The sequence below is a fragment of the Aeromicrobium massiliense JC14 genome (assembly GCF_000312105.1).
Lineage (GTDB): Bacteria > Actinomycetota > Actinomycetes > Propionibacteriales > Nocardioidaceae > Aeromicrobium > Aeromicrobium massiliense.
On the sequence record NZ_HE978637.1, the window covers coordinates 983241 to 1005901 of the forward strand.

Here is a 22661-nt window from a genome sequence, read left to right on the forward strand (position 1 = left end):
GTGCGGCAGGACGCTCCTACCGGCGTGCGGTGTGCCGCAGCCACCACAGCCCGACGAGGGGCAGCAGCAGCGGCACGTACCCGTAGCCTGCACCGAACCCGGACCACACGGAGTCGTCGGGGAACAGCTCGGCGTCCGCGAGCGACAGGACGCCGACGGTCAGCACGCCGACGAGCTCGAAGCCGATGGTGACCAGGGCGAGGCGCCGGTTCGACCGCGCGAGCGCCACGGTGGCCAGCACGTAGACGACGCCGGCGACCGCGGAGAGCAGGTACGCGACCGGCGCGGCGTCGAAGTCGGTGGCCAGCTGGAAGGCCGAGCGCGCCGTCGCGGCCAGCGCGAAGACCGCGTAGACGGCCACCAGCATCCGGCCGAACCCGTGCGAGGTCTCGTGGGCGGTGGTCGGCTCAGACATAGCTGCCCGTCCAGATGTCGACGACGCGCACCATGAGCACCGCCACGGTCAGCATCGCCACGACGAGCACGCCGGTGCCCCACCGGGACTTCTCGGCGATCGCCCACACGAGCGCGACGGGCACGGCCAGCACGGCGGCCAGGAAGTAGGAGACGAACAGGACGCCGTCGACGTCGCGGCTCGTGCCGGCCAGGGCGACGCAGCCCGCCACGAACCCGCCGACCAGCAGGAGCTCGAGCACGGCGGTGGCGTAGAAGAACGGGTTGTCGACCTGGCGGTCGCGCACCATGAGCACCACGGCCCACGCCCCCACCAGCAGCGCGCCCACCGCCAGCGCGTACCCGACGACCTCGTTCACCTGTGCTCCGCTCCTCGTCCTGACCGCCGACCAGTCTCCCACGCACCTCTCGGCCGGGCGGCGGCCAGGGTGGGACGCTGACAGTGATGCTGTCATGATGGTCCGCATGTCCGACCCGATCGTGCTGATCTGCCCTGCCATGGCCGTGCCGGCGGCGTTCTACCGTCCGCTCGTCGCCGCGTTCGCCGAGCGGGGCTGGGAGGCTGAGGCTCTGCCCCGCCGTGGCTTCGTCAAGGGCGAGCCGGTGGCCTCGCGGACGAACGACTGGTCGTACGCGGACGAGACGGCCGACGTCGCGCGGGCGGTCGAGCGCGTCCGGGCCGAGCGCCCGGACCGGCCCGTCGTGCTGCTCGGGCACAGCCTCGGCGGCCACCTGGCCGTGGCCAACCAGCTCACCGGCACCCCGGCGGACGGCCTGGTGCTGGTCGGCGCCGGCGCCCCGTACTTCCGGCTGTACCCGCACGGCGGCGCGCACATCCTGCTGCTCAACGCGCTCGTGCGGGCGAGCAACGCCGTGCGCGGGTTCGTCGCTCCCCCGCTGTTCGGCGCGCCCGGCGCCCGCACCCTCATGGCCGAGTGGTCGCGCTTCTCGATGCGCGGCACCCCGCCGTGGGGTCCGGGGCGGGTCAGCCAGCCCACGCTCGCGGTGCACCTGCAGCGCGACCACTACGCCGTCTCGGCCGCGACCAAGTGGTTCGGCGAGCGGTTCGTCGAGCCCCAGGCGATGGAGCGCTGGGTCTACACGCAGGACGCGGCGCCCGAGGGCGCCACGACCGACCACCTGCACTGGGTGCGCAGCCCGGCGCCGGTGGTCGAGCGCGTCCTCACCTGGTGGAAGGACCGGTAGCCCTCACGCGTCGGCGAACGCCTCCAGCGGCGGGCAGGCGCAGACCAGGTTGCGGTCGCCGTAGGCCTGGTCGATGCGCGCGACCGGCGGCCAGTACTTGTCGTCGGTGCTGCCCGAGGGGAACACACCGGTGGCCACCGAGTAGGCGTGCGACCACTCCAGCAGCTCGCGCGCGGTGTGCGGGGCGTTGGCCAGGGGGTTGTCACCCTCGGGGTACTCCCCCGCCGCGACGGCGTCGATCTCGCTGCGGATGGCCAGCATGGCGTCGACGAAGCGGTCCAGCTCGGCCAGGTCCTCGGACTCGGTCGGCTCGACCATGAGCGTGCCCGCCACCGGGAAGCTCATCGTCGGGGCGTGGAAGCCGTAGTCGATGAGCCGCTTGGCGACGTCGTCGACGCTCGTGCCGGACGCCTTGCTCAACGGGCGGACGTCCAGGATGCACTCGTGCGCGACGAGGCCGTGCTCGCCGGCGTAGAGCACCTCGAACGCGCCCTTCAGCCGCGCCGCGACGTAGTTCGCGCTCAGCACCGCCACGGACGTGGCCCGGGTGAGGCCCTCGGCACCCATCATCTGCACGTACGCGTACGGGATGGGCAGGATGCCGGCCGAGCCGAACGGCGCCGCGCTGATCGCGCCGACGCCCTCGCGGCGGGCCGGGTCCGGGTGCAGCGGGTGCGTGGGCAGGAACGGGCGCAGGTGCTCGGCCACCGCGACCGGGCCGACGCCCGGGCCGCCGCCGCCGTGCGGGATGCAGAAGGTCTTGTGCAGGTTCAGGTGCGAGACGTCGCCGCCGAACTCGCCGGGCAGCGCGTGGCCGACCAGCGCGTTGAGGTTGGCGCCGTCGACGTACACCTGGCCACCGTGCTCGTGCACGACGTCGCACAGCTCGGTGATGCCGTGCTCGTACACGCCGTGGGTCGACGGGTAGGTGACCATGATGGCCGCGAGGTCGTCGGCGTGCTTCTCGCACTGGGCGCGCAGGTCGTCCAGGTCGACCTCGCCCCGCTCGGTCGACTTCACGACGACCACCCGCATGCCAGCCATGACGGCCGACGCGGCGTTGGTGCCGTGCGCCGAGCTGGGGATCAGGCAGACCGTGCGGCCCTCGTCGTCGCGGCTGCGGTGGTAGGCGCGGATGGCCAGCAGCCCGGCGAGCTCGCCCTGCGAGCCGGCGTTGGGCTGGATCGAGACAGCCGCGTAGCCGGTGACGTTCGCGAGCCACTGCTCGAGCGTCCCGACCAGCTCGATCATGCCGGCGGCGTCCTCGGCCGGCACGAACGGGTGCAGGTCGGCGAAGCCGGGGTAGCTGATCGGCTCCATCTCGGCGGCGGCGTTGAGCTTCATCGTGCACGAGCCGAGCGGGATCATGCCGCGGTCGAGCGCGTAGTCGCGGTCGCTGAGCTTCTTCAGGTAGCGCAGCAGCTGGGTCTCGCTGCGGTGCTGCGAGAACACCGGGTGGGTGAGGATCTCGTCGCCGCGCAGCAGGTCCTCGGGCAGCGCCCGGACGCCCTCGGGGGCGGACGCGTCGACGCCGAACGCCTCGAGCACCGCCTCGACGTGCGCGGCGGTCGTGACCTCCGACGTCGTGACGCCGACGGTGTCGGCGTCGACCCGGCGCAGGTGGATGCCGGCCAGGCGCGCGCGGGCCACGACGTCGTCGGCCCGGCCCGGCACCCGGGCCGTGACGGTGTCGAAGAACTGCTCGTGCAGGACGTCGACGTCCCCGGCGCGCAGGCCGGCGGCCAGCGACGTCGCGCGGTCGTGGACGCGCTGGGCGATCTCACGCAGGCCCTCGGCACCGTGGTGCACCGCGTACATCGAGGCGGCGACGGCCAGCAGCACCTGCGCGGTGCAGATGTTCGACGTGGCCTTCTCGCGCCGGATGTGCTGCTCGCGGGTCTGCAGGGCCAGGCGGTAGGCCGGACGTCCCTGGGCGTCCACCGAGACGCCGACCAGGCGGCCCGGCAGGTGCCGCTCCAGGCCCTCGCGCACGGCCATGTAGCCCGCGTGCGGGCCGCCGTAGAACATCGGGACGCCGAAGCGCTGGGTCGAGCCGACCGCGACGTCGGCCCCGAGCTCGCCGGGCGAGGTGAGCAGGACGAGCGCGAGCGGGTCGGCGACGACGACCGCGAGGCCACCGGCGGCGTGGGTCGCCTCGACCACGGCGCGCGGGTCGGTCACGGCGCCGTCGCTGCGCGGGTAGGCGATGATCGTGCCGCTGCAGTCGTCGACCGGCAGGCCGTCGCGCAGGTCGGCCTCGACGAGCTCGATGCCCAGCGCCTCGGCCCGGGTCTGCACCACGGCCAACGTCTGCGGGTGCAGGCCGGTGTCGACGACCACGGGTGCGGTGTCGCGACCACGCACGGCGCGGCGCACCAGCGTCATCGCCTCGGCCGCCGCCGTGCCCTCGTCGAGCAGCGACGAGTTGGCCGTCGGCAGGCCGGTCAGGTCGCCCACCATCGTCTGGAAGTTGAGCAGCGCCTCGAGCCGGCCCTGGCTGATCTCGGGCTGGTACGGCGTGTACGCCGTGTACCAGGACGGGTCCTCGAGCACGTTGCGGCGGATGACGGCCGGCGTCGTGGTCGGGTGGTAGCCGAGGCCGATCATGGCGACGCCCGGGTTGTTGCGGGCGGCCAGGTCGCGCAGGCCGGCCAGCGCGGCGGCCTCGTCGACGGCGTCCGGCAGGCCCATCGAGGCGGCGGTGCGGATGCCCTCGGGCACGGCGGCGGCCATGAGCGCGTCGAGCGTGGGGTAGCCGACGGCGGCGAGCATCTCGTCCTGCTCGGCGGCGGTCGGGCCGATGTGGCGGGCGGCGAAGGTCACGGACGTGCTCCTGAGGGTCGGGGCCGGAACGCCCTCCCCTCCTGTCGCCGCGCGCGGTTCCAGGACTGCCTGTCACGCGGGGTCCGGGTGCCTGAGAGTTCCGGGAGGAATTGCCCCTTCGGCGCCGCCTGAGCGGTCTCTCCCCTGCGTGGTGATCAGCGCGGCCAGCCTAGCAACACCGGGCCGAGACGTCCGTCACGCGGCCGCGGTACGGACGCGCGTCGCTGGGTACGTCCTGTCCGACCCCGAGGAGGAACCATGACCGACCACGACCGCCCCTTCGCCCTGGTGACCGGCGCCTCGTCCGGCATCGGCCTGGAGCTGGCCCGCGTCATCAAGGCCAACGGCTTCGACCTGGTCGTCGTCGCCGAGGAGCCGCGCATCCACGACGTCGCGGCCGAGCTCGGCGACGGCGCGCAGGCGTTCGTCACCGACCTGGCGACGCGTCAGGGCAACGAGGACCTCGTGGCGTGGCTGGACGCGCTGCGCCGGCCGCTCGGGGTCGCAGCGCTCAACGCGGGGATCGGCGTGGGCGGTCCGTTCGTCGAGACGTCGCTGGACGCCGACCTGCGCCTGGTGGGGCTCAACGTCGCGTCCACCGTGCACCTGGCCAAGGCGGTGTCACGCTCGATGGTGGCCAACCGCGGCGGCCGGATCCTGTTCACGTCGTCGATCGCCTCGCAGATGCCCGGGCCCTACAACGCGACGTACGCCGCTTCCAAGGCGTTCGTGCAGTCGTTGAGCGAGGCCCTGCGGGTGGAGCTGGCCGAGCACGGGGTGAGCGTGACGGCGCTGCTGCCCGGGCCGACCGACACGGAGTTCTTTGAGCGCGCCGGGCTGGAGGGCACGCGCGTCGACCAGGGGACGAAGGACGACCCGGCCATGGTGGCGCGGGCCGGCTTCGAGGCACTGATGGCCGGCAAGCACGAGGTGGTCACCGGCACGCGCAACAAGCTGCAGCGCCAAGCGGTGAAGGTGGCGCCGGACCCGGTGAAGGCCCGGCTGCACGGCCACCTGAACGAGCGGAAGGACTAGCCGATCTGACGAGCCCGGCGGCGTGCCGCGAGCTCGTCGCTGGCGTGCTGCTCGGCCGAGACCGCACGCTCGCTGGGCAGCTCGTGGAGCGAGCCTTCGATCTCCTTCCAGACACCGCCGATGGCGATGCCGAAGACGCCCTGGCCGCCGCGCAGCAGGTCGATGACCTCGTCGGCCGAGCGGCACTCGTAGACGCTGGCGCCGTCGCTCATGAGCGTGACCTGGGTGAGGTCGTCGGTGCCCCGCTCACGCAGGTGGTCGATCGCGGTGCGGATCTGCTGCAGCGAGACGCCCGCCTCGAGCAGCCGCTTGATGATCTTGAGCAGCAGGATGTCCTTGAAGGAGTACAGCCGCTGCGTGCCCGAGCCCGTCGCCGAGCGGACCGAGGGCTCGACGAGCCCGGTGCGCGCCCAGTAGTCGAGCTGGCGGTAGGTGATGCCGGCGGCGTTGCACGCGGTCGGTCCACGGAACCCGGTGTCGTCGGGGACGGGAGCGAGGTCGTCGTCGAACAGCAGGCCCTGGTCGCCGGCCTGGGCCGCGACCTGCGCGGTGTCGTCCTGCGGGACGTCGTCGTGGGGCGTGATCATCGATGGGACCTTCCGGGTGCGGTCTAGGGGGAAGCGTACCGCGACGAATCCCACGCGTGTAGTCATCGCCAGCAGGTCTCAAGGTAAAGGTGAGGGTTACCCCGGTCAACGACCGACACCCGGCGCGGCGCGTCGGCCTTTCCCCGGCCCCTCTCACCCCCCGGTGGACGGCGTCCCCACGACGTCCAGCAGGTGGTGCTCGCGCACCGTGTCGAGGTCGAGCGTGCGGTAGCCCGCCCGGTCGAAGAGCACCACCACCCGGTCGGCCTCGTACTGCACGGCCTGACCCGTGCCCCACTCCTCGTGCTCGACCCGGGTGCCGATCGGGTAGGGCCGCGTGACGGCCGGCTCGGACGTGCCGGCGTCGCACGAGTCGCAGCGTCCGCAGGGCTCGGGGTGCGACTCCCCCAGCAGCTCGAGCACGAGCCGGCGGCGGCAGTCGGTCGTCTCGGCGTAGCGGCGGACGAGGTCGACACCCGTCTCCTGACGGACGCGGACGCGCTCGACCCAGTCCACCGCGGCGGCGACGCGCTGCTCACGTCCCGGCCCGGGCCGCAGCCGGGCACCCGGACCCGACTCGCGCACCGCGCCGGTCCGCACCAGCACGTTGAGCGCGCGCCGGCTCCGCGCCGGCGACAACCCCGCGGCCCGGGCGACGGCGGCCGGGCGCAACGGCTCCGAGGCGTCGCCGAGCGCGTCCACGACGGCCCGCAGGTCGTTCTCGGAGGCGCCGGCCGACGCGGCGAAGAAGCGGCGCAGCCCGTAGCCGTCGGGCCGCGAGAGCAGCACCGCGCTGGCGAGCTCGCCGTCGCGCCCGGCGCGCCCGGCCTCCTGCCAGTACTCGTCGAGGGTGTCCGGCGGGTCGGCGTGGACCACCAGCCGGACGTCGGGCTGGTCGACGCCCAGCCCGAAGGCGGACGTCGCCACGACGGTGCGCAACGTCCCGGCACGGAAGCCGACGTGCACACGGTCGCGCTCGGCCCGCTTCATCGCGCCGTGGTAGGCCACGGCCTCGACGCCGGCCTCGGCCAGCTGCGCGGCGAGCTCCTCGGCCCGCCGCCGGGTGGCGACGTACACGAGCCGCGAGCCGCCGGACGCGTCCTCGTCCAGCAGCTCCTGCACGCGGGCGGCGACGGCGTCCTCGTCGCGGACGACGTGGGCCGACAGGTGGATCTCGGGGCGGTCCGCCGCACCGACCACGGTGCGCACGTCGCGCATGCCCAGGTTGCGGGCGATGAGCCGGCGCAGCTCGGGCGGCGCGGTCGCGGTGAGCGCGAGCACCCGCGGCCGACCGAGCGCCTCCACGACGGGGCCGAGGGCCAGGTAGTCGGGCCGGAAGTCGACGCCCCATGCCGAGACGCAGTGCGCCTCGTCCACGACGAAGAGCACCGGACGGGCCTCGGCGAGCGCGGCGACCACGTCGTCGTCGGCCAGCTGCTCGGGCGCGAGCAGGACGACGTCCAGCTCGCCGGCCGCGGCCTGCTCCAGCACCCGGCGGCGGCGGGCGGCCGTGCGGCTGCTGTTGCAGGTCTCGGCGCGCAGGCCGGCCTCGTGGAGCGCGGCGACCTGGTCGGCCTGCAGCGCGATCGTCGGTGACACGACGACGGTGAGCCCGCCGAGCAGGCGCCCGGCCACGACGTACACGAAGGTCTTGCCGGAGCCGGTGGCCAGCACCGCGATGGTGTCGGCCTGCAGCACCGCCTCGATGGCCTCGCGCTGCTCGGGCCGCAAGGACGTGCCCTCGGGCAGGACGTCGGCGGCGGCGGTCTCGACGGGGTCGTTCCGGGACAAGCGGGGGCTCCTTCGCTGGGGGCGGCGGAGCACTGGTACCCCGTCGGCTGGAGCCGAATCCCCTAGCGGTCGAAGTCCTCGGGCTCGATCTCGTCGAGGAACTCGCGGAACTTCTCGATCTCCTCGTCCTCGTCCTGGGACGTGGAGATGGACGCGGCGTCGAGGACGTCCTCGGCGCACACGATGCGGGTGCCCGAGCGCAGCGCCAGGGCGATCGAGTCGGACGGCCGGGCGCTGACCTGCACGCCGGAGGCGAACACCAGCTCGGCGTAGAAGACGTTGTCGCGCACGTCGACGATGCGCACCTCGGTCAGCTCGTCGCCGAGCGCCTCGACCAGCGTGGCCATCAGCTCGTGGGTGAGCGGGCGCGGCGACTCGGTGCCCTGGTGGGCGTACGCGATGGCGGTGGCCTCGACCGCGCCGATCCAGATCGGCAGGTAGCGGCTGCCCTCGGCCTCGCGGAGCAGGACGAGCGGCTGGCTGGAGGGCATCTCGACCCGGACGCCGACGACCTCGACCTCGCGCATGGGACTCAGCCCAGCCCGTCCTGGAGCATCACGGTGTGCAGGCGCACCGCGAGCGCGGCCAGCTCGGCCACCGCCTGCGCGGCCTGCGCGGGATCCTCGGAGCGGCGTCGCGGCTCGACGACCTGGTCGAACAGGCCGATCTCGCGGTCGACCGCCTGGCGGAAGATGCGCAGGTGCCGCGGCTCGACGCCGAGCGCGGTGAACTCGGCCACCAGCGCGGCGACCTGCAGCGCGTGGCCGTCGTAGTAGGCGCGGTTGGTGCGACGCACCAGGCCGAACTGCTCGGCGGCGTCCAGCATCTCCTCGGAGATGCGGGCCGAGGCCAGCAGCTCCTCGCGCGACAGCCGCACCTGGCTGCGCCGGCCCGAGAACGTCTCGGCGCTGGGCAGGCCGTCGTCGGCCAGCTTCAGGTGCGGGACGGCGACCGTCTCGCCCAGCTCGGTGGGCGGGACCACGCCGTGGTCCATGTCGTCCAGCACCTGGCGGATGTGGCTGAGCGGCCAGAAGTCGTCGCGCTGCTTGCGCAGCACGAAGCGGAGCCGCTCGACGTCGCCGTAGGTGAACTTGCGGTACCCGGACGGCGTGCGCTCGGGCTCGATCAGTCCCTGGGACTCCAGGTAGCGGATCTTGGTGATCGTCAGGTCCGGGAACTCCGGCAGGAGCTCGTCCAGGACCTTGCCGATCCCGAGCCGCGGGAGCTCGGCGAACGTCTCGGTCACACCGAGGCTCCCCCGACCGACGCGACGTAGATCAGGCGGTACTTGCCGATCTGCACCTCGTCGCCGTTGCTCAGCGCGATGTCACCGTCGATGCGGTCACGGTTGACGTAGGTGCCGTTGAGGCTGCCCAGGTCGCTGACCTGGTAGCCGCCGTCGACCTGGGCGAACGTCGCGTGCCGGCGCGACACGGTGATGTCGTCCAGGAAGATGTCGCTGTCGGGGTGACGGCCCACCGTGACCGTCTCGCTGTCGAGCAGGAACCGGGCACCGGCTCCCGGTCCGCGCTGCACGAGCAGCAGCGCGCTGCCCTCCGGCAGGCCCTCGACCGCGGCGACGTCGTCGGTCGACATCTCCTCGGTGTCGACCTCGATGCCGCGCACCGAGATGGTCGACGTCTTCTCGACGTCGCTCTCCTCGGCCCCGGGGTTCTCGACCGGTCCGTCCGTGTCCGAGGACATCGCTCGCCTCCTGAAGCTTGCCGTCAAGGGAAGGGTGAGTGTTGAGCTCCAACCTACCAGTGACGGTCCGGCCGGCGCTGCCCGTTGGTGCTACGCGCGGGTGAGGGCCACGTAGGCCTCGGCCTCGAGGAGGCCGGCGCGGGGATCGTCGTCGCTGGCGCGGATCTTGACCAGCCAGCCCTCGCCGTACGGATCGGAGTTCACGACCTCCGGGCCGCCCTCGAGGGCGTCGTTGCGGGCGATGACCTCGCCCGAGACGGGGGCGTAGATGTCGCTGACCGACTTGGTGGACTCCAGCTCGCCCACGACCGCTCCGGCCTCGACGGTGTCGCCCACGGCCGGCAGGTCGATGTAGACGATGTCGCCGAGCGCGTCCTGCGCGTAGTCGGTGATGCCGACGACGGCCACGTCGTCGTCCAGGCGCACCCACTCGTGCTCCTCGGTGTAGTACAGGTCTTCGGGGGTCACGCAGCGCTCCTGGTCGGGGGGTGGGGGGTCATGAGCTGGGTTGAGCGTACTCGGGGTCCTGGGTGTCGGCCAGGGCCGTGATGGTCACCGTGTCGCGGGTGTCGATGTCGAGCGTCCCGCCGCTGTTCTCGACCCGGTCGAGCAGGCCGCCGCGGATGCGCATCGCCTCGGCGAGCGTGTCGGGATCGCCGATCGCCTCGATGACGAACGGACGCGTGACGGTGCGTCCGCCGACCCGCACCTCGTCGCCCTCGTCGACGAAGTAGGTCTGGGCCACCACACGGGCGGTGCCGTTGACGACGATGGCCTCGGCGCCGGCGTCGCGCAGCTCCTCGACGGCGTCCAGCAGGACGGCCGCGTTCACGTCGTCCTGGGGGTCGGTGATGGTGAGCTCGACGCCCGGCCCGCGGGCGCCGAGGGTGCCGGCCAGGATGCCCAGCTGGCTGGCCCGCTTGTCGGCCTGGCGCTGCGCCGCCTGCGACTGCTGCGAGGAGCTGGCCAGCTCGTCGCGGGTGCGGGTCAGCTCGTCGACCTGCTGGGACGCGCGCTCGTTGGCCGCGTCCAGGCTGCGCAGCAGCTCGACCAGCTCGGTCTGGCGCAGCGTCGAGTACGCCTCGGAGTCGTTGCCGCGCACCTGCACCGTGACCGCGAAGGCCAGGCCGCCCAGCAGGACGGCCACGATCAGCTGCGGCACGATCGCGCGCCGGCGCGGCTCAGGCATGGAAGATCCGGCGGCGGATGGCCGCCATGTTGGCGAAGATGCGGATGCCCAGCACCACCACGACCGCGGTCGAGAGCTGCGACCCGACGCCCAGCTGGTCGCCGACAAAGACGATGAGCGCCGCGATGACGACGTTGGAGATGAACGAGACGACGAAGACGCGCTCGTCGAAGCGCCGCTCCCCCAGCGCGCGACCAGCGCCGATGACCGCGTCGAGCGCCGCGACGATGGCGATCGGGAGGTAGGGCTGCAGCCCGAGCGGCACGGTGGGCTGCAGCCACAGGCCGAGCCCCACGCCGACGACGAGTCCGATGACCGGGATCACTTCTTCGCTCCCTCCCACACCTTCGCGTGGCGGACGCGGGCGCGCTCGCCGGGGACGGCCGCGAGCTCCAGCTCGTCGGCCCGCTGCATGTCGAACTTGAGGCCGACCTCGTCCTGGCGGATGCGCCAGTACTCGCCGAACGGTCCCTCGGTGAAGCCGTCGGCCAGCGCCTCGCTGTCGCCGATCGCCTCGATCCGGTACGGCGGGTTGATGGCCGAGTAGTTCACCGTGATGGCACCGCCGGCCTCGTGGATGGCGGACAGCGTGCCGATGCGGCGTCCGTCGACCGAGACCGCCTCGGCACCGGCGCCCCACAGGCCGTTCACGAGCAGGCGCAGGTCGCGGTCGGTGACCCGGACGGCGTCGGAGGCGTCGTCGACCCGCACGACCACGCCGGGTCCGCTCACGGGCACGTCGGCGGCCAGCACCTGGCGGGCCGAGTAGTCCGGGTCCTCGTCGCCCGCGGCGGCCTGCAGCGCGGCGACCTCGGAGCGCAGCGTCCGCTGTGTGTCCTGGACGCGCTCGAGCGTCTCCTGGCGGGCGCGGATGTCGGAGACGAGCGTCTCGCGGGCCACCTGGCGGTCGAGCGACTCGTCGCGGGTCTGCACGATCGCGATGGTGACCATGACGCCGAACACGATGAGCACCGACGCGGCGATCCAGCCGCGCGAGCGCGCGTAGCGGCCGGGGCGGACCTCGTAGTAGTCGTCGTCGAGCGCGTTCGCGGCGATGGTGTCCAGGACGCTGGGCTCGAACGTGCCCGACGGGGTGCGGACGGGCGTCATGACGCCGCCCGGGTCACCCGCGGCATGGTCGAGAGGAGACGCTGGACCTGGAAGGCGTACAGGATGCCCGCCCACCAGTACAGGCCGACGCCCCAGATGGTGAAGGCCCAGCCGAAGACGTTGGCCAGGTCGGCGACCGTGCCCGACCCGTCACCGAGCAGCAGCAGCGGGAAGGCGTACAGCAGCGCGGCGGTGGCGGCCTTGCCCAGGAAGTGGACCGGCAGCGAGCTGTAGCCGCGGGTGCGCAGGAACGGCACGAGGCCGAACAGGAAGACGTCGCGCAGCGGCAGCAGCACGGCCAGCCACCACGGGATGATGTCGCGCAGGCTCAGCCCGACGACGACGGCGAGGATGTAGAGCCGGTCGGCGACCGGGTCGAGGATCGCGCCGATCTTCGACATCTGGCCCAGGTCGCGGGCGAGCTTGCCGTCGAGGTAGTCGGTGATGCCCGACGCCATGAGCACCAGCAGGGCGATCTCGTCCAGCTCGGGGCCCAGCACGAGCCACAGGAAGACCGGCACGAGGAGCAGACGCAGGAAGCTCAGTGCGTTCGGGATCGTGAGGATCCGGTCGTCCGCCACCGCGCCTCCTTGGCACTCCTGCGGGCCGGGCGGCCCGCGCGTCAGAGGACAGACTAGGTCATGGCCCCACACGACCCGCGTGGTCGGCCCCGACCCCCGCGCGAGTCGGTCGCACGTCCGCCTGGCAGGACCACCCTTGCGCCCGCGCGGGCGCCTGACAGGATGGGGTCACCACCCGACAACAGAACATGAGCCGGGCCACGAGCCCGGTGCCCTGAGGAGGATCCGTGGCTGACTACACCCTGCCCGAGCTGCCGTACGACTACGGCGCGCTCGACCCGTTCATCTCCGGCAAGATCATGGAGCTGCACCACTCGAAGCACCACAACACGTACGTCACCGGCCTGAACACGGCGATCGAGAAGCTCGAGGAGGCGCGCGCCACCGAGAGCTTCGGCGCGATCGCCGGCATCGAGAAGAACCTCTCGTTCAACCTCGGTGGCCACATCAACCACTCGATCTTCTGGAAGAACCTCTCCCCGGACGGCGGCGACAAGCCGACCGGCGAGCTGGCGTCGGCGATCGACGAGCACTTCGGCTCGTTCGACAAGTTCCGCGCCCACTTCGAGCAGGTCGCGCTGACCATCCAGGGCTCGGGCTGGGCCATCCTGGCCTGGGACTCGCTGGGCCAGAAGCTGCTCGTCGTGCAGCTGTACGACCAGCAGTCCAACATCCCGGCGACGCTGATCCCGATCGCGCAGCTGGACATGTGGGAGCACGCCTTCTACCTGGACTACCTCAACGTCAAGGCGGACTACGTCAAGGCGTGGTGGAACATCGTCAACTGGGCCGACGCCCAGGAGCGCTTCACCGCGGCGACCAGCGGCGGCCAGATCATCTTCTGATCGTCCGACGCACGACGGCCGGCATCCCTCGCGGGGCGCCGGCCGTCGCACGTCCCGGGGGCTTCGACGCGCTCAGCGCTGGATGCGGCGCTCGTGCGGCAGCTGGGCGAGCCAGGCGTTGTACTGCTCGAGCTCGGCGTCGCCGTCGCTGTCGGCCTTGCGGTCCTTGCGCCGCGCCTCGCGCTGGTCCGAGCGCACCCACTGCACGAGCAGCGCGCCCATCACCAGGATGAGCGGCACCTCCCCCAGCGCCCAGGCGACGCTGCCGCCGATGTACTGGTCGCGCAGCAGGTCGGTGGCGAAGGGCCGGTCGAGGTCGAGCCAGTACTGGTCGGCGATCACCTGGCTGGCCGACATGACCGCCACCGAGAAGAAGGCGTGGAACGGGATGGTGAACAGCAGCATCGCGAACCGCAGCGGCGGCGCGAGCTGCCGCGGGCTCGGGTCGACGCCGATGAGGACGTAATAGAACAACGACCCGGCGAGCAGGAAGTGGACGTCCATCAGCGCGTGGCCCAGGTGCCAGCGCATGAGCGCCTCGAACAGCGGCGTGAAGTACAGCCCGTAGAGGCTGCCGACGAAGATGACCGCCGCCACGACCGGGTGGGTCAGGAGGCGCGCGAGCCGCGAGTGCAGCAGCCAGAGCAGCAGCTGCCGCGGGCCGACCTCGCCGGGCTGGCGCGGACCGGGCAGCGTGCGCAGGGCGAGCGTGACCGGGGCGCCCAGCACCAGGAAGATCGGTGCCACCATCGACAGCAGCATGTGCGCGATCATGTGCGCGCTGAACATCACGTGCGAGTACTCGGCCAGGCCGCCGAGCGTCGCCCAGCCGACCACGACCATGCCCAGCACCCACGAGATCGTCCGGCCGACCGGCCAGCGGTCGCCGCGGCGGCGCAGCTTCACGACGCCGTAGAGGTACAGCGCCATCCCCAGCGTCAGCACGGTCAGGCCGAACCCGCTGGCCGCGTGACCGAGCAGCAGCCGCGCGAGCGTGGGGTCGGCGGGCATGGGGCCGCCGATGAGGGTCTCGGCCGCGCTCAGCACGTCCTCGCCGACGGGCGTCGGGGTGCGCGACAGGGCGACGGCGAGACCGATGGTGCCGGCCATGACCAGCAGCTCGCCGGCAGCCAGCCGCAGGAACGAGCCGCCCTTCTCGGCGATGCGGCGGCGGTGCAGCCAGCCGAGGGCACCCAGGACGACGAGCGCGGCCGTCTTGGTCAGCAGGAGCCGGCCGTAGCCGGTGGAGAACAGGTCCGCGAACGAGTCCACCCGGGTCGAGGCGTTCACGACGCCGGACAGCCCGACGATGACGAGCGACCACGTCGCAAGCGGGGAGAACCGGACGATCGCCGGCTCCAGCCGCTTGCTGCCGCGCAGCGCGACCCAGCCGAGGGCGGCGAGGCCGCCGACCCACAGGGTCGCGCCGACCAGGTGGAGCAGCAGGCTGATGGTCGCCAGGTCGTGCCCGCCGGCGGACGCCGAGTGCCCGGTCAGCGCGACCGGGGCCAGGCTGGCCAGGGCCAGGCCGAGCGCCAGGGCGAGGGCGCGGACGCCGACCGTCCAGCGCAGGACGACGGCCAGGACGAGCGCCATCACGGCCTGCAGCAGCATGCCGCGGCCGAGCTCGCTGTCGGCGAACGAGACGACGTAGCCGGGGCGCAGGCCGGACAGCGGCTGGGCGAAGGTGTCGGCCGCCGTGAGCACGTACAGCGCCAGGCTGGTGACGGCCCAGGCGAGCGCCGCACGGCGGGACCAGGCGACCGCGTCGACCGCGAGCCCCTCGACCCGCGGACCACGCCCGGGCAGCAGGAAGACGGCGAGCACGAGGAAGCCGACCACCGCGACCGCGAGGACGTCCGACAGCAGCTTGGCCACCGGCACCCCCCAGCCGACCACGAGGCCCGGGTCGGGGATGCCCGGCGGTGCCTCCTCGGGGGCGCCGCCGCCCAGGCTCAGGAAGGCGACGACGGCGCCGAGCGCGACCACGAAGGCCACGGCGGCGAACCGCACGGTGCCGACCCGTGAGTCGGTGGCGCGGGGGGTGTCGGTGGCGGTGCTCATCGGGTGGACCTCCGGCGGAGCGGCACGAGCAGCAGGACGAGGGCGACGACGACGGCGGCGCCCGCCCACCACACGTGCTCGCGATGACGGTGAAGGAACGACTCCTCGCTCGCGTCGGCGCTCGTCGCCACGGGGTCGACGGTGTCGCCGGTCGTGGTGGTGAACACGACGGTGCCCTTGACCGGGTGGCCGTCGGCCGAGACGACCCGGTACGACATCTCGTGGACGCCGCGCAGGCCGGAGGGCTCGACCGAGGCCGTGACCGTGTGGTCGACCGCCTTCACGCCGGACAGCTCGAGCTGCTGCCCGTCCGGCGCGGTGATCGCGACGTAGGCGGGGTTGCCGATGTTCTCGTTGAACGTCAGCGTGACCTGCTCGGGCACCGCCGCGACGGTCGTGCCGTCGGCCGGGTCGGTCGACAGGAGCGAGGCGTGCGCGGAGGCCGGCCCCGCCCCCACCACGGCGAGCACCGCGGTGAGGGCGAGGGCCAGGCCGAGCCGGACGGGCTCAGGAGTCGGTACGCGCACGACGTCGATTCTCCCGCAGCGCCAAAGCCACGCCGCCGACGCCCACGAGGACGCCGAGCCCGCCGAGGACGCGGGCGAGGGTGTCGGTGCCGTCGTCGGACGACGCGGACGCCTCGTCCTGCTCGTCGGCGGCCGGGGCACCGTGACCGCCGTGGCCGTCGGCCGACGCCGCGGCGAGCTCGAGGGTGGGGGCCGGCTTCTCGGGCTCCTCGTCGCCGGTCGCGACCTGCGACCAGTCGGCCACCTCGCCGTCGGCGTACTCCTGCTTGGTCGGCAGGACGAGGGTGTCGGTCTCGGGCAGCGGGCCGCCGGAGAGCTGGAACTCGTCGAACTCGCCGACACCGATGCCGCCGGCCGTGGCCGTGTAGACGACCGAGCCGACGACCTCGGTGACGGTCAGGTCACCGACCTCGACCGGCTCGTCGAGCTTCGTCATGACGACCTTGGCGTCCCAGCCCGGCTTGGGCTGGGTGCGGATCGAGGTGACCGGCGTGTCGGTCGGGAAGGTGACGGTCAGCCGCGTGGTGGCGGCGGTGTCGGACTCGTTCGGCACGCGCAGCACGAGCTTGCCGTAGCCGCCTTGGGCGGCGTCGGGCGACGAGACCGTCACGTGGGCGGACGCGGTGGACGGGACGAGCACGGCGGCGGTGCCGAGGACGGCAGCGGCCAGCCGCGCACGGGTGGTGCGCTTCATGGGGTTCCTTCGATGGGTGCGGTTCGGGTCGGTCAGCAGGGACCGGCCGGAGGACCACGAAGGACCCGGGGCGTGCGGCGGACGGCCAGCACCGGGCGCGGGTGCGCGTCGATGGCGGCCAGCCGCGCGGTGGCGGGCAGCGGGTGGACGTCCGACAGCAGCCGGACGACGCCGAGGCCGAGCAGCTCGACGAGCCGCCAGCAGGCGGCCTCGCCCCGGGTGAGCACGACGGCGCTGACCGCCGTCGCCACCACGTGGCCGGCGACCATGGCCGTTCCGCCGACCTCCATCGAGCCGCCGGAGGTGTGGACGACGGCCTGCGCAAGCAGCAGCAGGCCAGTCATCTGGCCACCGGTGAGCCGGCGTCCGCCGAGCGCGTACGCGACGGCGACGACCCCGGCCAGGACGACGGCCACGGACGCCGCCGACGCGGCACCGCCCATCGTCACGTGGACCCCGGTGGCGGTCACCACGCACACGACGGCCGCCGCGACGGCTCGCACGAGCCGCAGCAGGCGCGCGGTCGGCACGCTGACGCCGGGAAGGTCCACGGCCCGAGCATAGGCGCCGGCACCGGCGCGCCGGCACGGTGTCCGGGGGCCTGGACTTGTGCGGGCGAGTCCGCGACCGTGGGGGCATGACGACCTCAGCCGCGTACATCACCCTGGACGAGCAGTGGGGTGCCCACAACTACCACCCGCTCCCCGTCGTCGTGGCCCGCGCCGAGGGCGCGCACGTCACCGACGTCGAGGGCCGCCGCTACCTGGACTTCCTGTCCGGCTACTCGGCGCTGAACTTCGGCCACCGGCATCCGGCGCTCGTCGCCGCGGCGCACGAGCAGCTGGACCGGCTGACGCTGACGTCCCGGGCCTTCCACAACGACCAGTTCGGCGCGTTCTGCCGCGACCTGGCCGAGCTCACCGGCACCGACATGGTGCTGACGATGAACACCGGCGCCGAGGCCGTGGAGTCGGCGATCAAGGTGGCCCGCAAGTGGGCCTACGAGGTCAAGGGCGTCGCGTTCGACAGCGCCGAGATCATCGTGGCGACCAACAACTTCCACGGCCGCACCACCACGATCGTCTCCTTCTCCGACGACCCGATCGCCCACGACAACTACGGGCCGTTCACGCCGGGCTTCGTCATGGTGCCGTTCGGCGACGCGCAGGCCGTGCGGGACGCCATCGGGCCCAACACGGCGGCGGTGCTCATGGAGCCGATCCAGGGCGAGGCGGGCGTCGTGGTGCCGCCCGAGGGCTTCTGGGCCGACCTGCGGGCCGCGTGCGACGAGAACGACGTCCTGCTCATCGCCGACGAGGTGCAGTCCGGGCTCGCGCGCACCGGTGAGCTCCTCGCGCTGGACCACGAGGGCGTCCGCGCCGATCTCTACACGCTGGGCAAGGCGCTCGGCGGTGGCATCGTGCCGGTCTCGGCGGTCGTGGGACGCGGTGACGTGCTCGGCGTGCTCAAGCCGGGACAGCACGGGTCCACCTTCGGCGGCAACCCGCTGGCCTGCGCGGTGGGCAGCGCCGTGGTCGAGCTGCTGCGCACCGGCGAGTTCCAGGAGCGCTCGCGCAAGCTCGGCGAGCACCTGCACCGCCGGCTCGGCGACATGGTCGGGCACGGGGTGGCCGAGGTGCGCGGCCGCGGGCTGTGGGCCGGCGTCGACATCGAGCCGACGCACAAGACCGGCCGCGAGGTGTCCATGGCACTGCGCGACGAGGGCGTGCTGTGCAAGGAGACGCACCTGCGCACGCTGCGCGTCGCTCCCCCGCTGGTCATCACCGAGGACGAGCTCGACCAGGCCCTGGACGCCCTGGAGCGGGCCCTGGACGCCTGAGGGTCAGGCGAAGTAGGTCGCGCCCCCGGGCGGCGGCGGGGACGGCTCGGCGTCCGCGTCGGTGAAGGGCGTGCCCTTGCCGACCCGGTCGTCGACCGCGTGACCCTCGAGCACGCGGTACGGAAGCGGCGACCCGGCCGCGCGCCGCTGGAGCGCCGCGACGGGCAGCGGAGCGGGCGACGCGACGGCGAGCACGTTGCCGAAGCGACGCCCGGCGAGCGTGCCGGGCTCGGCGGACAGCAGCACGTCACCGACCTCGGCCCGCAGGCCGGCGACGACCCGGCGGGTGTAGCCGAACGGCGCCCGGTCGGCCAGGTTCAGCGCCACGAGGCCGCCGGCGCGCAGCACGCGGCGCACGTCCGCCAGCGCCTCCCGGGTGGTGAGCTCGGCGGGCACGCGGGCGGCGGCGAAGGCGTCGACCACGACGACGTCGACCGAGTCGTCGGGGAACGCGGTCAGCCCGGAGCGTCCGTCAATGCCGCGCACCTTGATGCCGCTGCGCCGGGGCAGCGGAAGGTGCTCGCGGACGAACGTGGTGAGCGACTCGTCGGGCTCGAGCACGACCTGCGACGAACGCGGACGGGTGGTGGCGAGGTAGCGGGCGAGCGTCATGCCCGCTCCCCCGACGTGCACGACCCGCAGCGGCTCGCCGGCCGGCTCGATCGCGTCGAGCACGTCCCCGATGCGGCGCACGTAGTCGAAGGCGAGGTACGTGGGGTCGTCGAGGTCGACGTGGGACTGGTCGGCGCCCCCGACGCGGAGCACGTAGGCCGACGGCCGGGCTCCGTCGGGCACGAGCTCGCGGTCGTCGGTCACCGCTGCATCGTACGGACTTCCCGAAAGTGGTTTAGCAGGCAACCATCCCGGGTAGTCTGCCCCGCATGACGCAGACCCCGTGGTTGACCCCCGACGAGTTGCGCTCGTGGGTGCGGCTCATCGCGGTCGTCGAGATGCTCCCGGGCGCGCTGGACTCCCAGCTGCAGCGCGACGCCCAGCTGAGCCACTTCGAGTACTTCACGCTGGCGATGCTGTCGGACGCCCCCGACCGCACCCTGCGCATGACCGAGCTGGCCTCGCAGACGAACGCCAGCCTCCCCCGCCTGTCGCACGTGGTGAAGCGGCTCGTCGCCCGCGGCTACGTCAGCCGCTGCCAGGCCGAGGACGACCGCCGGGCCATCGAGGCGACCCTGACCGACGAGGGCCTGGCCAAGCTCCAGGAGTCGGCCCCCGGCCACGTCCGCCGCGTGCGCGAGCTGGTGCTCGACGCCCTCACGCCCGAGCAGCTGTCGGTGCTGGGCGAGGCGAGCGCGGCGATCCTGGCGCGGCTGGACCCGCAGGGCCGGATGAACGCGAGCGTCCTGGACAACCTGGACCGCTAGGCGTCCTCAGACCGGCTCGAGCACGCGGGGTCGCAGCCGGACGTGGCGGGCGTGGCGGAGTGGCCGCTGCTGGGGGTCGATCCTCGGCGGTGGGATGACCTCGACGACGCCGTCGTGGCTCAATCTGGCTGACCAGTCGGAGTCGTGGAGCAGGTGGTGGTGGAAGAAGCAGAACAGGGCGCCGTTGTCGATGCTCGTGTCGCCGCCCTTGCTCCAGGGTCGGAGGTGGTGGGCTTCGCACCAGCCGGGTGGGCGGTCGCAGCCCTTCCAGGAGCAGCCGCGGTCGCGCTTCGCGAGGGCGATGCGCTGGTGGCGGTCGTGGAGCCGGACACTACGACCGAGGTCGAGCGGGACGCTGTCGCCGCCGAGCACGACCGGAATGAGACCGGCGTTGCAGGCCAGGCGTCGGGCCTGGGAGGCGCTGAGCCCGGTGTCGGTGGAGAGCATCGCCCGGCCGAGGTCGCGGACCAGGTCGTCGTGCTTCATTGACACCGTCACGGTGGCCGCGACGCCGCCGGCTTGCGGGAACGCGTCCTGGGGCAGGTGCTCGACCAGCTCGCACAGCGCGAGCCCCATCCGGCGGGCGTGGTCGAGGCGACCGACCTCCTGGTCGGAGTGGTCGCCGTCGACGTCGCGGAAGACCGCACCCTCACGCCGCGGTGAGGCCAGGCCCTCCAGCACCGTCTTGAGCATGTCGGCCTGCACGTCCGGCAGCACCCCGCGGATGCTGCTGCGACCACGACCCATCCTCGTGATGGACAGGTGGGTCTCGTCCCACGCCTGCTTCTCCTGCCGCTCCAGCTGAGCCCCGATGATCTCGTCCGCACTATCCGGGTCCACGACCTCCACGATGCGGTTCGCCAGCCGGCGCAGGTCGTCCGCCCCGAACTCCGTCGCGTGCTTTAGCAGTGTGGCCTCGGCGTCGTCGTGCTGCTCGTCCACGAACCACTCCGGCAGCTGATCGAGCGCCTTCAGGATGATCTCGGCCTGCGCCGTCGCCAGGTCGCCAGACGCCCAGGCCTCACGGGTCGCGGTGCCGCGGGTGTCGTCGAGACGCGAGAGCGAGACGATCTTCGATGCCTCGCGCCGGGCGATACCGGTCTCGTTCGCCAGCCATGCGGCGGTCGACGCCGCGCCGTCCTCACGCGGGATCGTCCGGTCCTCGACCGCCCCGGCGAACCGCACGGCGGTCTCGGTCAGGCTCGCGATCGTCCGATGGATCTCGGTGCTCACGGCGCGCAGCTCGGCGTCCGTCAACGACCACTCCTCGAGAGAGCGCAGGTCGTCCCGCAGCCTCTCCAGCTGGTCGATGATCATCCGGGACCCCCGTGTCGAACGTTTGTTCTAGTCTACCTCGACTGGGTGACAGGAACAACGCGATATCCCCGGAATCGCAGAGTTTTCTCGCTTCGACAAGCTCAGCGAGCGAGGCTCGGGCAAGTCGACGAGGCCACCCCGCGATGCACCCACCTCCGTCGTCATCAGCCCTCGGGCGACCGAGCAGCAAGTCGCTTCGACAAGCTCAGCGAGCGAGGCCCGGGTGAGTCGACGAACGAACCGCAGCAGGCACCCAACCGTCTCGTCATCAGCCCCTCGGGTGACCCATTACGCAGGGCTCCTTTCGACAAGCTCAAGGAGCGGGGCGCCCTCAAGGAGCGGGGTGACCACCGGCCGCCAGGAGCGGGAGCAGGACCTCACGGCTCAGGGGCGCGAGGTCGACGTCGCCCGGGGCCACCGGGTCGATCCAGCGCGCCTCCTCGATCTCGGCGGCGACGACGTGCTCGTCGTGCAGGTCGGCGCGCCAGACGCGGGCGTGAACGCGGTGCCCCGGCTCGTTGGCGGCCTCCTCGTCGAACTCCCCCACCCAGGTGAAGGCGCTCTCCGGCAGGCGCAGGCCGAGCTCCTCGTCGAGCTCGCGGCGCAGCGCCTCGAGCCCCGTCTCCCCCGGCTCCGGCTTGCCGCCGGGCTGCATGAACGCGGTCGTGCCGCGTTTGCGCACCATGAGCGCGCGTCCGTCCGCCCCCACGACGAGGCAGGCGACGACGTCGATGACCGGCACCGGTCAGCCCTCCAGGGCCGCGACGACCTCGGCCACGCTGCGCGCGCCACCGGCGACCGACCAGGTGCGTCCACCGACCTCGACCTGGCGGGTCGTGCCGCCGGCCCCGGCGACGATCGCCGCGCCGGGCAGCCAGTCCCAGGCCGGGGTGGTGTGCTGGAACCAGCAGCCCAGCCGGCCGGTGGCGACGCCCACGAGGTCCATCGACCCTGACCCGAGCATGCGGATGGTGGCTGGACGCGACACGGCGCGCGTCCACGGGTCGTGCACGGACGGCTCGGCGAAGAACCCCGGGTGCAGGTACGTGCCGGCACTGACGAGCCCGAGCGGGTCGTCGTGCACGGGCCCGACCGGCTCGCCGTCGCGGGTGGTGGGCAGGCCTGGGCCACCCACGACCACGCTGCCGGTCGCGTGGTGCGCCACCGCGCCCAGCACCAGCTCGTCGCCGGCGACGAGCGCGAGCGCCGAGCACCAGTAGTCCGAGCCGGAGGCGAAGTTGTAGGTGCCGTCGACGGGGTCGATCACCCAGCGCCGGCCCGAGCGCGACTCGACCGAGGCGCCCTCCTCGCCCAGCACGCCGTCGTCGGGCCGCTCGCGCAGCAGCGTGCCGAGCACGAGCTCCTCGGCGGCGTGGTCGGCGTCGGTCACGACGTCCGAGACGGACGTCTTGCGGGACACGGTGAGGGCGTCGCCAGCCCGCATGCGCGCCGCGAGGGCGGCGGCCTGCGTGACCAGCTCCGCGGCGAGGCGGGCGTCGTCGTCGGTCGGCACGGGGCCGACGCTAGCCCACCGCGGTCGAACGCGCGGAACCGT

The 22661-nt window shown here is 73.0% G+C and carries 26 protein-coding genes and 1 riboswitch; of the genes, 5 read left to right on the plus strand and 21 right to left on the minus strand.

Annotation, left to right across the window (positions count from 1 at the left end):
* Positions 1-16: 16 nt before the first annotated feature.
* Together HGAM_RS12030 and HGAM_RS12035 are read right to left on the minus strand one after the other, a co-directional pair.
* Positions 17-415: a hypothetical protein gene (locus tag HGAM_RS12030; protein WP_019145750.1), complete on the minus strand. Its 399-nt coding sequence runs from the start codon at positions 413-415 to the stop codon at positions 17-19.
* A complete protein-coding gene (locus HGAM_RS12035; protein ID WP_019145751.1) occupies positions 408-773 on the minus strand; it encodes a hypothetical protein in 366 nt (121 codons plus the stop codon). The genes HGAM_RS12030 and HGAM_RS12035 overlap by 8 nt, the downstream gene beginning before the upstream one ends.
* 106 nt (positions 774-879) lie before the next feature.
* On the opposite strand from HGAM_RS12035, the gene HGAM_RS12040 reads away from it, so the two are divergent.
* Positions 880-1620, plus strand: coding sequence for an alpha/beta fold hydrolase (locus HGAM_RS12040; protein WP_038951787.1), 741 nt, complete (start codon positions 880-882; stop codon positions 1618-1620).
* Between the two features lie 3 nt (positions 1621-1623).
* On the opposite strand, the gene gcvP is transcribed toward HGAM_RS12040, so the two are convergent.
* A complete protein-coding gene (gene gcvP, locus HGAM_RS12045; RefSeq protein WP_019145753.1) occupies positions 1624-4443 on the minus strand; it encodes an aminomethyl-transferring glycine dehydrogenase in 2820 nt (939 codons plus the stop codon).
* A gap of 69 nt (positions 4444-4512) precedes the next feature.
* Positions 4513-4598: riboswitch (glycine riboswitch) on the minus strand.
* A 103-nt stretch (positions 4599-4701) separates the two neighbouring features.
* Here gcvP and HGAM_RS12050 point away from each other — a divergent pair.
* Positions 4702-5478 (plus strand): SDR family NAD(P)-dependent oxidoreductase, encoded by a 777-nt coding sequence (locus tag HGAM_RS12050; RefSeq protein ID WP_019145754.1) that lies wholly within the window; start codon positions 4702-4704, stop codon positions 5476-5478.
* On the opposite strand, the gene HGAM_RS12055 is transcribed toward HGAM_RS12050, so the two are convergent.
* The 10 genes from HGAM_RS12055 to clsA all read right to left on the minus strand — a co-directional run bounded on the left by HGAM_RS12055 (position 5475) and on the right by clsA (position 12440).
* On the minus strand, positions 5475-6065 hold the full coding sequence (locus tag HGAM_RS12055) for a MerR family transcriptional regulator (protein WP_019145755.1): 591 nt from the start codon (positions 6063-6065) through the stop codon (positions 5475-5477). The genes HGAM_RS12050 and HGAM_RS12055 overlap by 4 nt on opposite strands.
* 153 nt (positions 6066-6218) lie before the next feature.
* The gene (locus HGAM_RS19105; RefSeq protein ID WP_019145756.1) at positions 6219-7856 is read right to left on the minus strand and encodes a RecQ family ATP-dependent DNA helicase; all 1638 of its coding nucleotides are present in this window, start codon (positions 7854-7856) and stop codon (positions 6219-6221) included.
* Between the two features lie 62 nt (positions 7857-7918).
* On the minus strand, positions 7919-8383 hold the full coding sequence (locus tag HGAM_RS12065) for a bifunctional nuclease family protein (protein WP_019145757.1): 465 nt from the start codon (positions 8381-8383) through the stop codon (positions 7919-7921).
* Positions 8384-8388: 5 nt separating this feature from the next.
* On the minus strand, positions 8389-9102 hold the full coding sequence (gene ftsR, locus HGAM_RS12070) for a transcriptional regulator FtsR (RefSeq protein ID WP_019145758.1): 714 nt from the start codon (positions 9100-9102) through the stop codon (positions 8389-8391).
* Entirely contained in the window at positions 9099-9560 is a 462-nt protein-coding gene (locus tag HGAM_RS19110; protein WP_019145759.1) for an FHA domain-containing protein, read from the minus strand. The genes ftsR and HGAM_RS19110 overlap by 4 nt, the downstream gene beginning before the upstream one ends.
* A 90-nt stretch (positions 9561-9650) precedes the next feature.
* On the minus strand, positions 9651-10028 hold the full coding sequence (gene gcvH / locus HGAM_RS12080; protein WP_019145760.1) for a glycine cleavage system protein GcvH: 378 nt from the start codon (positions 10026-10028) through the stop codon (positions 9651-9653).
* Positions 10029-10056: 28 nt separating this feature from the next.
* The gene (locus HGAM_RS19115) at positions 10057-10749 is read right to left on the minus strand and encodes a DUF881 domain-containing protein (RefSeq protein WP_019145761.1); all 693 of its coding nucleotides are present in this window, start codon (positions 10747-10749) and stop codon (positions 10057-10059) included.
* Positions 10742-11074, minus strand: coding sequence for a small basic family protein (locus HGAM_RS12090; RefSeq protein ID WP_019145762.1), 333 nt, complete (start codon positions 11072-11074; stop codon positions 10742-10744). The genes HGAM_RS19115 and HGAM_RS12090 overlap by 8 nt, the downstream gene beginning before the upstream one ends.
* Entirely contained in the window at positions 11071-11859 is a 789-nt protein-coding gene (locus tag HGAM_RS12095) for a DUF881 domain-containing protein (RefSeq protein ID WP_019145763.1), read from the minus strand. The genes HGAM_RS12090 and HGAM_RS12095 overlap by 4 nt, the downstream gene beginning before the upstream one ends.
* A complete protein-coding gene (clsA, locus tag HGAM_RS12100) occupies positions 11856-12440 on the minus strand; it encodes a cardiolipin synthase ClsA (protein ID WP_019145764.1) in 585 nt (194 codons plus the stop codon). The genes HGAM_RS12095 and clsA overlap by 4 nt, the downstream gene beginning before the upstream one ends.
* Positions 12441-12667: 227 nt before the next feature.
* On the opposite strand from clsA, the gene HGAM_RS12105 reads away from it, so the two are divergent.
* Positions 12668-13285, plus strand: a complete 618-nt coding sequence (locus HGAM_RS12105; RefSeq protein ID WP_019145765.1) for a superoxide dismutase — start codon at positions 12668-12670, stop codon at positions 13283-13285.
* Positions 13286-13357: 72 nt separating this feature from the next.
* Here the strand turns inward: HGAM_RS12105 and HGAM_RS12110 are convergent, their stop codons facing one another.
* The 4 genes from HGAM_RS12110 to HGAM_RS12125 are packed head-to-tail and all read right to left on the minus strand — an operon-like array spanning position 13358 to position 17121.
* Entirely contained in the window at positions 13358-15349 is a 1992-nt protein-coding gene (locus HGAM_RS12110; protein ID WP_019145766.1) for a bifunctional copper resistance protein CopD/cytochrome c oxidase assembly protein, read from the minus strand.
* Positions 15346-15876, minus strand: coding sequence for a copper resistance CopC family protein (locus HGAM_RS19120; protein WP_019145767.1), 531 nt, complete (start codon positions 15874-15876; stop codon positions 15346-15348). The genes HGAM_RS12110 and HGAM_RS19120 overlap by 4 nt, the downstream gene beginning before the upstream one ends.
* The gene (locus HGAM_RS12120; protein WP_019145768.1) at positions 15857-16570 is read right to left on the minus strand and encodes a YcnI family copper-binding membrane protein; all 714 of its coding nucleotides are present in this window, start codon (positions 16568-16570) and stop codon (positions 15857-15859) included. Before HGAM_RS12120 ends, HGAM_RS19120 begins: the two co-directional genes overlap by 20 nt.
* A 32-nt stretch (positions 16571-16602) precedes the next feature.
* Positions 16603-17121, minus strand: coding sequence for a hypothetical protein (locus tag HGAM_RS12125; RefSeq protein WP_019145769.1), 519 nt, complete (start codon positions 17119-17121; stop codon positions 16603-16605).
* A gap of 86 nt (positions 17122-17207) precedes the next feature.
* Here HGAM_RS12125 and rocD point away from each other — a divergent pair, with 86 nt between their 5' ends.
* Positions 17208-18410, plus strand: a complete 1203-nt coding sequence (gene rocD / locus HGAM_RS12130; RefSeq protein ID WP_019145770.1) for an ornithine--oxo-acid transaminase — start codon at positions 17208-17210, stop codon at positions 18408-18410.
* Positions 18411-18413: 3 nt separating this feature from the next.
* Here the strand turns inward: rocD and HGAM_RS12135 are convergent, their stop codons facing one another.
* Positions 18414-19226, minus strand: a complete 813-nt coding sequence (locus HGAM_RS12135; RefSeq protein WP_019145771.1) for a spermidine synthase — start codon at positions 19224-19226, stop codon at positions 18414-18416.
* Positions 19227-19291: 65 nt separating this feature from the next.
* Between HGAM_RS12135 and HGAM_RS12140 the strand changes: the two genes are divergently transcribed.
* Positions 19292-19789, plus strand: coding sequence for a MarR family winged helix-turn-helix transcriptional regulator (locus HGAM_RS12140; RefSeq protein WP_019145772.1), 498 nt, complete (start codon positions 19292-19294; stop codon positions 19787-19789).
* A gap of 6 nt (positions 19790-19795) precedes the next feature.
* On the opposite strand, the gene HGAM_RS12145 is transcribed toward HGAM_RS12140, so the two are convergent.
* From HGAM_RS12145 to HGAM_RS12155, 3 genes are all read right to left on the minus strand, one after another.
* A complete protein-coding gene (locus HGAM_RS12145) occupies positions 19796-21106 on the minus strand; it encodes an HNH endonuclease signature motif containing protein (protein WP_019145773.1) in 1311 nt (436 codons plus the stop codon).
* Positions 21107-21437: 331 nt separating this feature from the next.
* On the minus strand, positions 21438-21848 hold the full coding sequence (locus tag HGAM_RS12150; RefSeq protein ID WP_019145774.1) for an NUDIX hydrolase: 411 nt from the start codon (positions 21846-21848) through the stop codon (positions 21438-21440).
* Positions 21849-21851: 3 nt separating this feature from the next.
* A complete protein-coding gene (locus HGAM_RS12155; RefSeq protein ID WP_019145775.1) occupies positions 21852-22619 on the minus strand; it encodes an inositol monophosphatase family protein in 768 nt (255 codons plus the stop codon).
* Positions 22620-22661 lie beyond the last annotated feature (42 nt).

Coding starts and splice junctions, on each gene's coding strand:
- rocD (WP_019145770.1), top strand. CDS start 17,208: ATGACGACCTCAGCCGCGTACATCACCCTGGACGAGCAGTGGGGTGCC.
- HGAM_RS12095 (WP_019145763.1), bottom strand. CDS start 11,859: ATGACGCCCGTCCGCACCCCGTCGGGCACGTTCGAGCCCAGCGTCCTG.
- HGAM_RS12050 (WP_019145754.1), top strand. CDS start 4,702: ATGACCGACCACGACCGCCCCTTCGCCCTGGTGACCGGCGCCTCGTCC.
- HGAM_RS12140 (WP_019145772.1), top strand. CDS start 19,292: ATGACGCAGACCCCGTGGTTGACCCCCGACGAGTTGCGCTCGTGGGTG.
- HGAM_RS12145 (WP_019145773.1), bottom strand. CDS start 21,106: ATGATCATCGACCAGCTGGAGAGGCTGCGGGACGACCTGCGCTCTCTC.
- HGAM_RS12030 (WP_019145750.1), bottom strand. CDS start 415: ATGTCTGAGCCGACCACCGCCCACGAGACCTCGCACGGGTTCGGCCGG.
- HGAM_RS19110 (WP_019145759.1), bottom strand. CDS start 9,560: ATGTCCTCGGACACGGACGGACCGGTCGAGAACCCCGGGGCCGAGGAG.
- HGAM_RS12065 (WP_019145757.1), bottom strand. CDS start 8,383: ATGCGCGAGGTCGAGGTCGTCGGCGTCCGGGTCGAGATGCCCTCCAGC.
- HGAM_RS12120 (WP_019145768.1), bottom strand. CDS start 16,570: ATGAAGCGCACCACCCGTGCGCGGCTGGCCGCTGCCGTCCTCGGCACC.
- HGAM_RS12110 (WP_019145766.1), bottom strand. CDS start 15,349: ATGAGCACCGCCACCGACACCCCCCGCGCCACCGACTCACGGGTCGGC.
- HGAM_RS12040 (WP_038951787.1), top strand. CDS start 880: ATGTCCGACCCGATCGTGCTGATCTGCCCTGCCATGGCCGTGCCGGCG.
- HGAM_RS12055 (WP_019145755.1), bottom strand. CDS start 6,065: ATGATCACGCCCCACGACGACGTCCCGCAGGACGACACCGCGCAGGTC.
- HGAM_RS19115 (WP_019145761.1), bottom strand. CDS start 10,749: ATGCCTGAGCCGCGCCGGCGCGCGATCGTGCCGCAGCTGATCGTGGCC.